This is a genomic window from Pseudomonas sp. S8, assembly GCF_050473925.1.
Taxonomy (GTDB): Bacteria; Pseudomonadota; Gammaproteobacteria; order Pseudomonadales; family Pseudomonadaceae; genus Aquipseudomonas; species Aquipseudomonas parakoreensis.
Map to the genome: position 1 here is coordinate 1,909,118 of NZ_JBFDVZ010000016.1, position 13,379 is coordinate 1,922,496.

The 13,379-nt window shown below is 59.9% G+C and carries 13 protein-coding genes and 1 pseudogene; 4 read left to right on the plus strand and 10 right to left on the minus strand.

Going from position 1 to position 13,379, the window contains the following annotated elements:
• Positions 1 to 26: 26 nt before the first annotated feature.
• The 3 genes from AB1J88_RS09820 to AB1J88_RS09830 all read right to left on the minus strand — a co-directional run bounded on the left by AB1J88_RS09820 (position 27) and on the right by AB1J88_RS09830 (position 2,945).
• On the minus strand, positions 27 to 722 hold the full coding sequence (locus tag AB1J88_RS09820) for a hypothetical protein (protein WP_041074271.1): 696 nt from the start codon (positions 720 to 722) through the stop codon (positions 27 to 29).
• A 343-nt stretch (positions 723 to 1,065) separates the two neighbouring features.
• On the minus strand, positions 1,066 to 1,452 hold the full coding sequence (locus tag AB1J88_RS09825; RefSeq protein WP_430290955.1) for a c-type cytochrome: 387 nt from the start codon (positions 1,450 to 1,452) through the stop codon (positions 1,066 to 1,068).
• A 161-nt stretch (positions 1,453 to 1,613) separates the two neighbouring features.
• Positions 1,614 to 2,945 (minus strand): PLP-dependent aminotransferase family protein, encoded by a 1,332-nt coding sequence (locus tag AB1J88_RS09830; RefSeq protein ID WP_430290956.1) that lies wholly within the window; start codon positions 2,943 to 2,945, stop codon positions 1,614 to 1,616.
• 89 nt (positions 2,946 to 3,034) lie between these two features.
• Between AB1J88_RS09830 and AB1J88_RS09835 the strand changes: the two genes are divergently transcribed.
• The gene (locus AB1J88_RS09835; RefSeq protein ID WP_430290957.1) at positions 3,035 to 3,928 is read left to right on the plus strand and encodes a DMT family transporter; all 894 of its coding nucleotides are present in this window, start codon (positions 3,035 to 3,037) and stop codon (positions 3,926 to 3,928) included.
• 35 nt (positions 3,929 to 3,963) lie between these two features.
• Here the strand turns inward: AB1J88_RS09835 and AB1J88_RS09840 are convergent, their stop codons facing one another.
• On the minus strand, positions 3,964 to 5,409 hold the full coding sequence (locus AB1J88_RS09840; RefSeq protein WP_430290958.1) for a SulP family inorganic anion transporter: 1,446 nt from the start codon (positions 5,407 to 5,409) through the stop codon (positions 3,964 to 3,966).
• Positions 5,410 to 5,566: 157 nt separating this feature from the next.
• On the opposite strand from AB1J88_RS09840, the gene AB1J88_RS09845 reads away from it, so the two are divergent.
• Complete coding sequence (locus AB1J88_RS09845) at positions 5,567 to 5,869, plus strand: DUF7693 family protein (protein ID WP_430290959.1); 303 nt, start codon at positions 5,567 to 5,569, stop codon at positions 5,867 to 5,869.
• Between the two features lie 6 nt (positions 5,870 to 5,875).
• Here the strand turns inward: AB1J88_RS09845 and AB1J88_RS09850 are convergent, their stop codons facing one another.
• Positions 5,876 to 6,334, minus strand: coding sequence for a GNAT family N-acetyltransferase (locus AB1J88_RS09850; protein ID WP_430290960.1), 459 nt, complete (start codon positions 6,332 to 6,334; stop codon positions 5,876 to 5,878).
• A gap of 142 nt (positions 6,335 to 6,476) precedes the next feature.
• On the opposite strand from AB1J88_RS09850, the gene AB1J88_RS09855 reads away from it, so the two are divergent.
• Positions 6,477 to 7,118 carry a TetR/AcrR family transcriptional regulator gene (locus AB1J88_RS09855; RefSeq protein WP_430290961.1) on the plus strand — a complete coding sequence of 214 codons (642 nt, stop codon included), beginning with the start codon at positions 6,477 to 6,479 and terminating at the stop codon, positions 7,116 to 7,118.
• Positions 7,119 to 7,177: 59 nt separating this feature from the next.
• On the opposite strand, the gene AB1J88_RS09860 is transcribed toward AB1J88_RS09855, so the two are convergent.
• The 3 genes from AB1J88_RS09860 to ggt all read right to left on the minus strand — a co-directional run bounded on the left by AB1J88_RS09860 (position 7,178) and on the right by ggt (position 10,847).
• Complete coding sequence (locus tag AB1J88_RS09860) at positions 7,178 to 8,197, minus strand: lysozyme inhibitor LprI family protein (protein WP_430290962.1); 1,020 nt, start codon at positions 8,195 to 8,197, stop codon at positions 7,178 to 7,180.
• 322 nt (positions 8,198 to 8,519) lie between these two features.
• Positions 8,520 to 9,053 (minus strand): cysteine hydrolase family protein, encoded by a 534-nt coding sequence (locus tag AB1J88_RS09865; protein ID WP_430290963.1) that lies wholly within the window; start codon positions 9,051 to 9,053, stop codon positions 8,520 to 8,522.
• A 66-nt stretch (positions 9,054 to 9,119) separates the two neighbouring features.
• A complete protein-coding gene (gene ggt, locus AB1J88_RS09870) occupies positions 9,120 to 10,847 on the minus strand; it encodes a gamma-glutamyltransferase (protein ID WP_182404288.1) in 1,728 nt (575 codons plus the stop codon).
• A 150-nt stretch (positions 10,848 to 10,997) separates the two neighbouring features.
• Between ggt and AB1J88_RS09875 the strand changes: the two genes are divergently transcribed.
• Positions 10,998 to 11,513 (plus strand): methylated-DNA--[protein]-cysteine S-methyltransferase, encoded by a 516-nt coding sequence (locus AB1J88_RS09875; RefSeq protein WP_198758139.1) that lies wholly within the window; start codon positions 10,998 to 11,000, stop codon positions 11,511 to 11,513.
• A gap of 83 nt (positions 11,514 to 11,596) precedes the next feature.
• On the opposite strand, the gene AB1J88_RS09880 is transcribed toward AB1J88_RS09875, so the two are convergent.
• Together AB1J88_RS09880 and AB1J88_RS09885 are read right to left on the minus strand one after the other, a co-directional pair.
• Complete coding sequence (locus AB1J88_RS09880) at positions 11,597 to 12,187, minus strand: NUDIX domain-containing protein (RefSeq protein WP_430290964.1); 591 nt, start codon at positions 12,185 to 12,187, stop codon at positions 11,597 to 11,599.
• A gap of 131 nt (positions 12,188 to 12,318) precedes the next feature.
• Positions 12,319 to 13,341: pseudogene (locus AB1J88_RS09885) on the minus strand (chitinase); the annotation flags it as partial.
• Positions 13,342 to 13,379 lie beyond the last annotated feature (38 nt).

Here is a 13,379-nt window from a genome sequence, read left to right on the forward strand (position 1 = left end):
GGAGTCGAGTTGTCCTCGCCGAAAAATCAAGGTTTCAAGTCATCGACAAGCTTTTTCATCACCAGATCGGAAACATGGGTGAACGCCGTGCGCAATGCCTCGGGGTCAGTCGCATATTGCTCCGGTGTATAGGCGATGGTGTTGGCGTCGTTGAACACTGAAATGGTTTCGAAGTTACGCCATACCGCAGAGCCATTGCGCTTGATGGACGCATTGGCGCCGATAACCGGGTACAGCACGGTGCTGTAGTTCTTCAGGGAAAGTCCCCACTGCATCACGAGGATTTCCACTTCGGCGTCAGCCTGCTCGCCCTCACCCACGACAGTGAAGACTCGTTCCTGCTGGATGCGTTTGACGAAACTCTGGCGGATCAACTGACTCAGGTCGATACCGTTGGCTTTCATATTGTTCTGGATCGCTCGGGAAATATCGCCAGTCAGCACATCGCCCGTTTTAGTCCCGGCCACGGAGCCTGCCCCGGTCAGTGCTGCTGTACCGGCAGAGGATGCACCGGCCACCATGCCGGTTGCTGCGCCGGCACCCGCGCCCAGGCCTGCACCCCATGCCTGAGTCATGCTGGTGTACTGGAAATTGTCGACCGCAACAAACACCGGCAACACCTTCAGGGTCTTGATTTGCTGGCGGTCTTCAGTGCTGAGGTTTTTGGTCACGCAACCAGAGAGCAATGCCAGCGCACAAACAATACCGAGAATCTTCTTCATATCAGGCAGGATCCAGAACATGGGTGACAGTCGTATCGCCCGCCGCCTGCATTTCTTGAATCCGTATGAGCTGGAGAGTCAGGCTTGCGTGCCTGATCCGGATCAAACGAGCGAACTCAGGTATTGGTCTTCAACTTGGTCAACAACCGCGCAATCGCCGACGGCCGCTCCTCCACGGTGAACACAACCTCGATGAGCTGGCATCGGGCGTGTTGGTGGTGCCGTTCGGACCTCTGCTGAAGAGGGGCGGAATTTACGCGTTACGCCTGCAACCGGCGGCGGCTTCGCATGCGGCGTGCGCGGTGGTCATGCAGTGGTTTGCCGCGCAGGTCGAGAAAACTCTTTAGTTGGCGAACTGCTGCAGATACGCCAGCAAATTATCGATCTTCTCCTCGTCACTCAGCCCCCAGAAAATCATTCGCGTGCCCGGCACCACGCCTTTTGGATCTTTCAGATACGCGGTCAGCGTGTCGCGATCCCAGGTCTTGCCGGAGTTTTTCATCGCCTCGGAATACACGTAATTGGCCGACGTCCCGGCCGGTCGGCCAATGATGCCGTTGAGTTGCGGGCCGAAGCCGGGGCGCGCGTCCGGGCCAACCTGATGGCAGCCGCCGCACAGACGTGGAAAGATCTTTTCGCCGGCTGCCGGATCGCCTCCGGCGCGGGCGGTTGAGCTGAACAGCACGGCGGTTGCGGCCAGGGCAAGAAGAAATGAAGCGGTGTTTTTCATCGAGCAATCCAGAACGGTGTGATGCAGTCGAGGCAAGGCTAACATTTTGTGGCGAGGGCACTTGCTCCCGCTGGGTTGCGTAGCGACCCCAATATGGGCCTGCGCTGCAGGCCAGCGGGAGCAAGCTCCCTCGCCACAGATGTATTTCACAGTCAGTATTTTTACAGATAAGCGCCGATGACCTTTCTGACGGTGATCAATGCCTGGCGCAAGACGTCCATCGGCACCGACCCCAACGCCAGCCGAATCGCATGCGGCACATGCGCCGACACCGCGAACGGCTCGGCAGTCGTCACCGAAATCTGCTCGTGCATCAACTCCACCACAATCTGATCCGCGCGCACGTCTTCTGGCAGCGGCAGCCACAAGAAGTATGAAGCTGGATGTCCGATGCACGTCAGCCCTTGCAGTAACTCAGTGGCGAGCATTTGCCGGCCCTTGGCGTCGTCGCGTTTTTGTTGTTCCAGCAGGGTGACGGTGCCATCGTCGAGCCAGCCGCAAGCCATTGCAGTCATCACGCCGGGGGTGTTCCAAGTGGTGGCGCGAATGATCCGCTCCAGCGCCGGCACCGAGTGCAGCGGCGCGGCAATGAAGCCGACGCGCAGGCCGGTGGCGATATTTTTCGACAGCCCCGACACGTACACCGTGCGTTCCGGTGCCAGATCGACCAGGGTGCGCGGTGGGTTTTCCACCAGAAAAGCGTAGGCCGCGTCTTCGATGATCGTCAGATCATGGCGGCGGGCGAGCGCGACCAATTGCTCGCGCTGTTCGATCGGCGTCACCCAACCCAAGGGATTGTGCAAGGTCGGCATGCTGTAAATCGCCCGCACCGAACGGCTGCGACAGAGCTTGTCGAGCGCCGCCAGATCCGGCCCGTGATCACCGGGCGGAATCGCCACCACTTCCAGATGCAGCGCTTCGGCCAGTACCTTGAAACCGGAATAGGTCAGCGCATCGGCCGCAATCACATCGCCGGGTTTGAGCAAGGCCATCAGTGTCACGGCCAACCCTTGCTGGGCACCGTTGACGATCAACACCTGCCCGGCATCGACCTGCACTCCGCGAGCCTGCAAATGCTGCGCAACCGAAGCGCGCTCATGCTGGCGCCCGGCGTGGGGTTGATAACGCAGCAAGGCTTCCAGATCACCGGACAGCGCCAGTTGGCGTAACGCCGTGCGCAACAGATCGGCCTGGCCGGGCAGCGACGGATAGTTGAAATTCAAGTCGATCATGCCGACTGCCACGTCTTTCTGATCGATGCCCTGCCCCGGCGACAACGAGGTTTCGCGCACGAACGTCCCGCGCCCGGTTTCGCCGCTGACCAGTCCCATCGCCTCAAGCTCGGCGTACACCCGCGACGCGGTGACCAGCGCCAACCCCGCACTCGCTGCCAGTTCCCGGTGGGTGGGCAGTCGGGTTCCGGGCGCCAGACGCCCCGCGCGAATGTCTGCGGCGTAGGCGTCAACGAGCGTCTTGTAGCGCGAACGCGGCATGCTGGATGTATCCATGACAATTATTTGATTGTGCTGATTCTCAGCCTCAGCATGGCTCGAAAGCAACCCACCTTTTGAGCGTGACCTGTATGGAACGGACTTCGAACCTGGTTAATCCCGCCCTGGAAAAAACCAGCGGCTGGATCAATGGCTTTATCGGCGTGGTGATCTTCAGCGGATCGCTACCCGCCACGCGTCTGGCGGTGCTGGAATTCGATCCGGTGTTCCTCACCGTCGCGCGCGCAGCCATTGCCGGCGTGTTGGCGGTCATTCTGTTGAGGCTGTTTCACGAACGACGCCCGACACGCGATCAGTGGTGGTCGTTATTGATTGTGGCCTTGGGCGTGGTGCTGGGTTTTCCACTGCTGACGGCATTGGCGCTGCAACATGTGACGTCGGCGCATTCGATTGTGTTTGTAGGACTGCTCCCCCTGGCGACGGCGATTTTTGCCGTGCTACGTGGCGGCGAGCACCCGCGACCGGTGTTCTGGGTGTTTTCGATTCTCGGCAGCGCGTTGGTCGTCGGCTTCGCCCTGTCACAGGGGCTGACCGCCTCGCCCACCGGTGATCTGCTGATGCTCGCGGCGATTCTGGCCTGCGGTCTGGGTTATGCCGAAGGCGCGAAACTTTCGCGAGTCCTCGGCGGCTGGCAGGTGATCTGCTGGGCGCTGGTGTTGTCGCTGCCGGTGATGGCCTTGCTCAGCCTGTGGCTGGCGCCCGCCTCGTTCAGCCACATCAGCCTGTCGGCCTGGCTGTGCCTGGCCTATGTGGCGCTGTTCAGCATGCTGATCGGCTTTGTGTTCTGGTATCGCGGCCTGGCCCAGGGCGGGATCGCAGCGGTCGGTCAACTGCAATTGCTGCAGCCGTTTTTCGGTCTGGCGCTGGCGGCGACGTTACTGCATGAGCAGGTCAGCGTCGGTATGCTGGCGGTGACGCTGGGCGTCATCCTCTGCGTAGCCGGCGCAAAGAAATTCGCCAGATAACCCGACCGCCTCTGTAGGAGCTGCCGCAGGGGGGATCAGTGCTGTTCGACGCCCGCGCGTTTCAGCAGTTTCTTGCAGCGCTCGGACAGATGAAACACCTGCAACTCCTTCCCGGCCTTGGCGTAACGCTCGCGCAAGGTCTTCAGTGCGGCAATCGCCGAATAGTCAACGAAGCTCAAATGCCGGCAATCCAGCGTCACCCGGGCCGGGTCATTGGCCGGGTCGAACTGGTTGAGAAACGGCGTGGTCGAGGCGAAAAACAGTGTGCCGTGCAGGCGATAAAGTTTGCTGCCGTCGGCTTCCAGATGTTCATCGGCGTACAGCTCGCGGGCCTGCTGCCAGGCAAAATTCAGCGCGGCGATGATGATCCCGCAGAGCACGGCAGTGGCCAGGTCGGTGAACACGGTGATGCTGGTCACGGCGATGATCACCAGCACATCGTTGAGCGGCACTTTGTTCAACACCCGCAACGAGGCCCAGGCGAAAGTCTGCTGTGACACTACGAACATCACGCCCACCAGCGCCGCCAGCGGAATACGCTCGATCAGCGGCGACAGAAACAGGATGAACAGCAGAATCAACACACCCGCGACCACCCCGGACAAACGCCCACGGCCGCCGGAGCTGAGGTTGATCACGGTCTGGCCGATCATCGCGCAACCGCCCATGCCACCGAACGCGCCCGAGACCATATTCGCCGCCCCCAGCGCTACACACTCGCGATCCGGATAGCCTCGGCTTTCGGTGATTTCGTCAGTGAGGTTGAGGGTCAGCAGGGTTTCCAGCAGACCGACCAGTGCCATCAGAATCGCGTACGGAGCAATGATGCGCAGGGTCTCCAGGCTCCATGGGATGTCCGGCAAGGCGAATGTTGGCAGACCGCCGGCGATGTGCGCCATGTCGCCGAGGGTGCGCGTCGGCAGGCCGAACAGGTAGACCAGCAGGCCCACACCGAGGATCGCCACCAATGCCGGCGGCACCGCGCGGGTCAGGCGCGGCAGAATGTAGACGATGGCCATGGTCAGCAGCACCAGCCCGGTCATCAGGTACAGCGGCGTGCCGCTGAGCCAGTGTTCACCGCTCTTGAAATGCTCCAGTTGCGCCAGGGCAATGATGATCGCCAGGCCATTGACGAAACCGAGCATCACCGGATGCGGCACCATGCGCACCAGTTTGCCCAGGCGCAACAAGCCGAACGCCATCATGATCAGGCCACCGAGCAACACGGTCGCCAGCAGGAATTGCACGCCGTGCTGCACCACCAGCGCGACGATCACCACCGCCATCGAACCCGCCGCACCGGAGACCATTCCCGGCCGGCCGCCGAACAATGCGGTCAACGTGCAAATGATAAAGGCGCCGTACAAGCCCATCAGTGGATTGAGATGCGCCACCAGCGCGAACGCAATGCATTCGGGCAACAAGGCAAACGAGGTGGTGAGTCCGGCCAGGACATCGGCGCGCAGACGTTGTGGTTTCATGGCTTACCCGACTGGCGGCCGACGAGCGCGGCCGCTGATGTTCACGAAAATGAGGGGTGCGGATGTTACGGAATAGTTCGGAATCGGGCCAGCGATCGCTGACACCGTTAGCCGTGCGATTTATCCTGACGCGCTTGTGCCTCCTCCGAGTATGACCATGACTGCATGGCTGACCGCCCGCGACGTTTGCCAGCGCTTGCGCGAGGCTGCGCTGGGTGTACTGGTGTTCAACACATCCGAGAGACCCGGTGATGCCGGACTGGTTGCGGTCGATATCGAAGGCTGGCAGTTGCTGCTGGACTTTGAAGGCGGACGCTTGCACCACTGTGAACAGGCCCGCGCCCCGGATGGCCGCGAGGGGACATTGGCAACGTGGCAGCGTTACGGCACCAATCCAGTCGACCTGCTGAGTACCTGGGAGCTGGCGCAGATCGAGCGGTTGCTGGCGCGGCAGTGTTGAACTCGATCAACCTTGACGCAGATCGAGCATATAAGTGTAATAGCCGGTATCACGCACATAACCCAGCGACTCGTACAAACCCTGCGCCATCAAGTTGTCGGTGGCGGTTTCCAGCACCAGACCTTTGGCGCCGGTCTGCAAGGCAAAGTCGCGGGCCGTGTTCATCAGCAATCGCCCGACACCGTGACCACGGGCTGCGGGCGTGGTGAACAAATCACTGAGCAACCAGGTGCGGTGAGCGTCGATCGAGGAAAACGTCGGGTATAACTGCACAAAGCCGAGCGCATCGCCCTGTTCATCCTGCGCGAGGAAAATCGCCGACTCTTCGCCAGCCATGCGCTCAGCGATGAAGGCGCGCGATTGCGTCAGGTTCGAAGGTTGCTGATAAAAGCCACGATAGGCGTCGAACAGTTTTGCCACAGCCTCCAAATGAGTCGCCGTAGCGCGCAGTACGTTGATGGCCATGTTCCCTCCCCCGACTTTTTGATGATCGAATCAGCATAGCGCTCTCAAACGAGTGAGCTGGCCTCATCGCTATATAGTTTTGTATATTACGAAGCCAAATTTGCCAGTATTCGTCCATGCCATTCATACACACCGCATTCCCATGAGCGCCATCCGCGTACGCAACGAGCAACTGATCCTCGCCGCCGCCAGCGAAGAATTTGCCGCCAACGGTTTCGACGCCACTCAGACCCGCGACATCGCCGCCCGTGCCGGCGTGCCCAAGGCCAATCTGTATTACTACTTCCAGACCAAAGAAAACCTTTACTCCAAGGTTCTGCTGGGGTTCGTCGAACCGCTGCTGGAAGCCTCGGCGGCGTTACGTGAAAGCGACGATCCGATGATCGGCCTGCGCGCCTACGTCGCCGCGCGCATCCGCATCGCCCGTGAACACCCGGCGATTGCCAGGGTTTTCAGCGGCGAGCTGCTGCTGGGGGGCCGCCAGCTACCGACCGAATGCCGCGACCTGCTGCACGCCGAAGCCCGGCGCAACGTCGACTGCCTGCGCAGCTGGATCGAACGCGGCCTGCTGGCCCCGGTAGACCCGGAGCATCTGATGCTGTTCATCTGGTCGGCGACCCGCACCTACACCAACATTGGCTGGCAAATGGGCTGCATCACCGGGCGCGCAGTGCCGCAGGATGAGGATTATCGGACGGCGGCGGAGACGATTACGCGGATGGTGCTGGAGGGGGTGGTGTCGGAACCGGTCGCAAGTGCGCGTGGCTGGTTGTTTGCGACTTGAATGCAGCGGGGCTGTTGGTCAGCCCCGTCGACATTTCGCCAAAACCTCGCCGCAGAGAATCAGGGCATGAAATCCAGCGGCAACGTCTCACCGTTCTCTATTCGCTTGTGCCAGGCAAGCAATGCTTCGGGCACACGTTTTTTCCATTGCAGCGCGTTGGTGTAATAGCGGGCACGCAAATTACGCTGCTCATCGAACACCAATAAAACCAGCCATACCCGAGCGTCCGGCGCGCGCATCAGAATGCCTGCATTGGTGTTGGCCAGCCCACGCAACCAGAACTCATCGACCTGAGCATCCGGCACATCGCGGGAAGCATCAGCCGTCACCATCGATCCACTGTTTTGCAACAACGTCTGATAATCGCCCTTGAGCAGAGTGTGTAATAGCTCGTTTTCCTGCTCAGTCCGCGCCACCCCCAGACTAAGCAAGTCGTAATCAATCGCCAATGGCTGTTCCGATGCCACGTAGCGACCGCCGTAGTAAACCCCCATTCCACCGCCGCAGGTAGGGTCTGCACCATCCTGGTCAATGTCCAACAGACCGTTGAATGCGCTGAACTTCAACGAACAGTCATCTTGGGCATAGTGTGCTTCGCTGCCCACAATGTTGGCGACGCCATCCATATCGCCGGAGTTGGCGCCAGCCATGCCTGAAATATCAAAGGCGATATGAGTGGCATCGATACGCTTGGTTTTAACCTCGACCGACGATGATACGCCCCATGGAATGAGTTGCCAGGTCGCATCCCAATTGAAGGGTTTGGCCATGAATTCCAGTGCTTTGAGGCGCATCAGGTATTCCCGGCGCAAACAGGCCACATCCGCAGCACATTGATTGCGTTGCTTTAGCCAGCCTCGCTGATCGGCCTTCAAGGCTTTCGAATCCGCAACTTTCGGCAACGTGACACGCCACAGAGAGCTCAGTTTTTCATCAAGGTTGGAGATGTAGGGATCAGAACAAATGGTTTTTTCAGCCGGGCTGGTGGCGCCGGTGCAATCGAAACTGGTGGCATGCGCGGTAGTGGAAAATACCAGGGATGTCAGCAGCAAGGCGTGGCGAGGTTTGAAAGACAACATCGACAGATTCCATTCTTCGGGGCGCGGGATTATGCCTGTGAAGTGTGGTCAGTACTGCCGTCTTCGCGAGCACGCCCGCTCCCACAGGGATTTTTTGCTGTACATGGAATCTGTGAACACCATCAATCACTGTGGGAGCCAGCCTGCTGGCGATTGGGTGGGTACAGCTTGCATCTTCATTAACAGATCCATCGCCATCGCTGGCAAGCCAGCTCCCAAAATGATCTGTGTTGTTCAAAGACTTCGTGATCCATGCCAAACCCTATGGGAGCTGGCTTGCCAGCGATGAGGCCAGTAGGAACAACAGAGCTATTTTCGGGCTTCAGAAAATGACCTCGATTGCGGGTTTGACGTCAATGCGTCCAGTAGCCCCCGTCAGGTGCGCCAGATCCTTGTTGTGTTCGGCGATGATGTCTTCGGCGCTCATGTTGCCGTTGTCGAGAGTGGAATGAGCGTCTGCCACGAGGACGACGTCGTAACCCAACTGATGGGCCTGGCGCACGGTGGCGTTGACGCAATAGTCGGTTTGCAGGCCGCAGATGATCAGGCGCTCGAAGTCTTCGCCGGGCAGCAGTTTGCCCAGCTCGGTCTGGTAGAACGAATCCGGGGTGGTTTTGCGTATGCGCAGGTCTTGATCTGCCGTCAGCAGGCCATCGGCGAGTTGCCAGCCTTCGGCTCCATGGGCCTGCGAGCCGTCCTTTTCTTCATGCTGAATCAGCACCACCGGCACGCCGGCCTTGCGCGCGCGAGTGCTGAGCTGGTTGATGGCATCGATAACGCGGCGAATGTCGAAGCACTGATATTGGCCCGAGCAGAGAGCCTGTTGGACGTCGATGATCAGCAATGCGCTAGACATGATGGGCCTTCCTTGATCGAACGTTGAAACCGGGGCGGAGCAGCGCCCGCCCCCTTTTTACCCCTGTCAGTAGCCTAGTGACAATCCGGTATTGCGTCGTGGATCGTTGGCCCCGTAGAAGCGGTTTTTGCCCACTGGCTTACCGCCCAGCGATGGCGCGCCGACCAGGATCGCGGCGATGTGGTTGGCGTCCTGCGGCCCGGCGAACTTGTGGCCCCAGCTCTCGAGGAGCTTCTTCGTATCGGGGCTGGCCGCGAAGTCTTCGAGGTTGGTTTCCTCAGGCATCCATTGCTGGTGGAAACGCGGCGCGTCAACCGCTTCCTGCAGGCCCATGCCATAGTCGATGACGTTGAGCATGGTCAGCAAGGTCGCAGTGATGATGCGGCTGCCACCCGGCGTACCGACCACCATCACCACTTTGCCGTCCTTGGTGACGATGGTCGGGCTCATCGACGACAGCGGAGTTTTGCCCGGAGCGATGGCATTGGCCTCGCCCTGCACCAGACCGTACATGTTCGGCACGCCGACCTTGGAGGTGAAGTCGTCCATTTCGTCGTTAAGGATCACCCCGGTCTTGCTCGCCATCACCCCGGCGCCGAACCAGTCGTTGAGGGTGTAGGTCACTGACACTGCGTTGCCCCACTTGTCGACGATCGAATAGTGCGTGGTGTTGTTGCCTTCATGGGGCGCGACGCCGGGTTTCAGTTCGGCGGAGATCCCGGCCTTCTGCGGCTGGATAGCGTTGCGTAGCTTGGTCGCGTAGTTCTTGTCCAGCAGATGCTCGATCGGGTTCTTCACAAAATCCGGGTCGCCCAGATAGCTGTTGCGATCAACATAGGCATGGCGCATCGCTTCGATCTGGTAGTGCATGCCCTGGGCCGAATGGAAGCCCAGGTCCTTCATCGGATAGCCTTCGAGAATGTTCATGATCTCGCAGATCACCACCCCGCCGGAGCTTGGCGGTGGCGCCGAAACCACGTGGTAGCCGCGGTAATCGCACTCCACCGGGGCCAGTTCGCGGGTCTTGTATTTGTCGAGGTCGGCCTGGGTGATGATGCCCTTGTTGGCCTGACTGGAGGTGACAATGGCGTCGGCTACCCAGCCCTTATAGAAACCGTCAGCGCCTTTTTCCGAGATGGTGCGCAGGGTTTTCGCCAGATCCTTCTGCACCAGTTTCTGCCCGACCTGCATTGGCTCGCCGTTGTGCAGGAAGATCGAGCCGGAATCACGCATGTCCTTCTTGAATACATCGGTGGCGTAGTCCAGCAAATCGACGTCGCCCTGCTCCAGTTCGAAACCGTCTTCCGCCAGTTTGATCGCCGGGGCGATCATGTCCTTGCGCGGCTTGGTCCCGTACTTGCTCAGCGCCAGCTCCATGCCCGACACGGTGCCGGGCACCGCCACGGCGAGGTGACCGCGGGTGCTCAGGTCCGGGACGACGTTGCCGTCCTTGTCCAGGTACATGTTGGCGGTCGCCGCCAGCGGGGCTTTTTCGCGGAAGTCGAGGAAGGTCTTGCGCCCGTCCGCCAGTTGAATGGTCATGAAACCGCCACCGCCGAGGTTGCCTGCCGCGGGATACACCACCGCCAGCGCATAGCCCACAGCGACTGCCGCATCCACCGCATTACCGCCGCTTTTCAACACATCGACGCCGACATGGGAGGCCAGATGTTGAGCGGTGACCACCATGCCGTTCTCGGCGGCAACCGGGGCCACGGAAGCGGCGTGGGCCATCAGGCAGCTCAGTGCCAGTGAAGTCGCGATCAGCGTTTTGGCCAAAGGTTCGTACTTCATGAGTCGATCTCTTTTTTGTTTTTGGGTTCTGTGCAGAGCAGAAGGGAACGCTGCAAAAGCACCAAGCAGTATGGTCGCTATTGCGATTTGCGCCTCCCCGATCAGCCAGTATGCTGGACGCCTTCGCCACGCTGATCCGGAGTTCTGCCCATGCCCTACACGTTCATTACCCTGCCCTCACCGGTCGGCGAACTGAAGCTGGTTGCGAACGGCGCACGACTGGCGGCCATCCTCTGGGAAAACGACAAACCGGGCCGGGTACGCCTTGGTCCGATGAGCGCAGCACCGGACAATCCGCTGCTGCAACGAACCGCACAGCAGCTTGAAGAATACTTCGCCGGCAAGCGTGATCGCTTCGACCTGGCGCTGGATTTTGTCGGCACCGATTTTCAGAAAAAGGTCTGGGCAGCGTTGCTGACCATTCCGTTTGGCGAAACCCGAACCTACAGCCAGATCGCCGAGCAGATCGGTCACCCGACAGCCGTGCGTGCGGTCGGAGCGGCGAACGGGCGCAATCCGATTTCGATTGTGGCGCCGTGCCATCGGGTGATTGGCGCATCGGGAAAGTTGACCGGATTTGCGGGTGGGCTTGAGGCCAAAGAGCGGTTGCTGGTGTTGGAGGGTGGTAACTGGTCGGCGGTGGGCAGGACTGGGGATTTGTTTTAGAAGATCAAAAGATCGCAGCCTGCGGCAGCTCCTACATGAGAATGCGTTCCCTGTAGGAGCTGCCGCAGGCTGCGATCTTTGCTTTATCGGACAAACAGGTTATTCATCGCCGCATACTGCAACAGCATGATGGTCTTGGCATCGCAGATCTCGCCACGGTGAAATGCAGCCAGTGCTTCATCGAAGCCCCATTCGAGCACTTCCAGCTCTTCGGTTTCTTCTTCCAGGCCGCCGCCCTCACTGACCTTCGATTTCGCGTCGTACTCGGCAATGAAAAAGTGCAGTTTCTCGGTCACCGAACCGGGGCTCATGTAAGCCTCGAACACCTTCTTCACGTCGTGAACGCGGTAACCGGTTTCCTCTTCGGCTTCGTGACGGATCCGCTGCTCCGGTGCCGCACCTTCCAGCAGACCTGCCGCCACTTCGATCAACAAGCCGTCGTGGCCGTTGACGAATACCGGCAAACGGAATTGGCGTGTCAGCACCACGGTGCGCTGTTCGCGGTTGAACAACAGGATCGCCGCACCATTGCCCCGGTCGTAGACCTCGCGCGTCTGCCGCTGCCAGTCGCCGTTGTTGCGCAGGTAGTCAAAGGTAATCTTCTTCAACAGGTACCAGTCGTGGGACAACACCTGAGTGTCGACGATGTTGACCCGCTCGGCTGTCTTGATCATGACGCCTGATCCTTTGTCATCGGAAAACGCCCATAGTCGATTAATCGCGCCCACAAAAAAAGCCCGGCAGCGCTACCGGGCTTCTTTACTTGCGATTAACGGGCGATGCGCGACAACGCATCATCCGTTTCCTGCGCCGCTGTTCGAGCGCTGTGAATCAGCGGTCCATAACGCCGGCTGAACTCCCAGTTGTACGGCAGGCGATCCTTGCTGACGCCGTTGTCCCAGTTCACCGACCAGGTCATCAGGCCCTTGATCGGCAGCCCCTTGATCGCCAGACGCTTGAGCGCATTGCCCACGACGGTGCTGTCGATCACATAACCGGTGGCAGCGGCATCGACGTTGGCCGGCAGGCCGATGACGAATTTGTCCGCCGGGATTCTGGTGAAGCCCCGGGTACCGGTCACCAGACTTTCGGTCAGGTAATAGAGGAAATCCTCTTTCAGCGCGTCGTTGTTCTGCGCGATCCACGCGCCATTGCCATTATTGGCTTCCGGTACCCAGACCCCGTCGCCGCCCTGGTTGTAGAACTGCGGTGCGATGAAGTCGTAATAGCCTTCCAGCGCCTGCAGGTAACCGACGTATTTGCCGTTGGTGGTCAGGTACGGAAACTCCGGGGCCATGCTGATGATGAAATGCTTGCCCTGGCCTGCGTAGTGATCCTTGACCAGCTTCAGCGCGGCCGGCAACACGGTCTTGTTGGCAGCGAAATCAATCGCGCTCTGTTCAAGATCGATGTCCAGCCCGTCAAAGCCATAGGTTTCCACCAGACGGATGATTTCATTGGCTAGAGGCTGTTCCTGACCGGCACGCAATTCGATGTGCGCATCGGCGCCGCCCAGGGAGACCAGTACCGCCCGCCCCTGGCTGTTGAGCACGCCGACCTGGCGCCGGAACTCGGCATCGGAGACGTTGTACGGTTTGAAGGTCGGAATCCCGCTGCCCTTCATGAACGCCACCGCAACCACGTTGTACTCCTTGGGCACCGCCTCCAGAGCGATCTCGGCAAAGCGGCCCTGGCGGTAGCCGTCACTCGGACCGGCCGGCCAGTTGTGCCAGAAACCCATGAGAATTTTCTTGCCGGCGATGCTTGGCATCAGCGAGGCAGCGTCGGCGGCCTGACTGTGCATTAACGAAAAGTCGATATTTGACATGTTCTAATCCTTCAGAACCTGTGGGTTGAGCGTTACGC

Excerpts from the sequence above, each read along its gene's own strand:
- AB1J88_RS09820 (WP_041074271.1), bottom strand. The coding sequence starts at position 722 with ATGAAGAAGATTCTCGGTATTGTTTGTGCGCTGGCATTGCTCTCTGGT.
- AB1J88_RS09825 (WP_430290955.1), bottom strand. The coding sequence starts at position 1,452 with ATGAAAAACACCGCTTCATTTCTTCTTGCCCTGGCCGCAACCGCCGTG.
- AB1J88_RS09830 (WP_430290956.1), bottom strand. The coding sequence starts at position 2,945 with ATGCCGCGTTCGCGCTACAAGACGCTCGTTGACGCCTACGCCGCAGAC.
- AB1J88_RS09835 (WP_430290957.1), top strand. The coding sequence starts at position 3,035 with ATGGAACGGACTTCGAACCTGGTTAATCCCGCCCTGGAAAAAACCAGC.
- AB1J88_RS09840 (WP_430290958.1), bottom strand. The coding sequence starts at position 5,409 with ATGAAACCACAACGTCTGCGCGCCGATGTCCTGGCCGGACTCACCACC.
- AB1J88_RS09845 (WP_430290959.1), top strand. The coding sequence starts at position 5,567 with ATGACTGCATGGCTGACCGCCCGCGACGTTTGCCAGCGCTTGCGCGAG.
- AB1J88_RS09850 (WP_430290960.1), bottom strand. The coding sequence starts at position 6,334 with ATGGCCATCAACGTACTGCGCGCTACGGCGACTCATTTGGAGGCTGTG.
- AB1J88_RS09855 (WP_430290961.1), top strand. The coding sequence starts at position 6,477 with ATGAGCGCCATCCGCGTACGCAACGAGCAACTGATCCTCGCCGCCGCC.
- AB1J88_RS09860 (WP_430290962.1), bottom strand. The coding sequence starts at position 8,197 with ATGTTGTCTTTCAAACCTCGCCACGCCTTGCTGCTGACATCCCTGGTA.
- AB1J88_RS09865 (WP_430290963.1), bottom strand. The coding sequence starts at position 9,053 with ATGTCTAGCGCATTGCTGATCATCGACGTCCAACAGGCTCTCTGCTCG.
- ggt (WP_182404288.1), bottom strand. The coding sequence starts at position 10,847 with ATGAAGTACGAACCTTTGGCCAAAACGCTGATCGCGACTTCACTGGCA.
- AB1J88_RS09875 (WP_198758139.1), top strand. The coding sequence starts at position 10,998 with ATGCCCTACACGTTCATTACCCTGCCCTCACCGGTCGGCGAACTGAAG.
- AB1J88_RS09880 (WP_430290964.1), bottom strand. The coding sequence starts at position 12,187 with ATGATCAAGACAGCCGAGCGGGTCAACATCGTCGACACTCAGGTGTTG.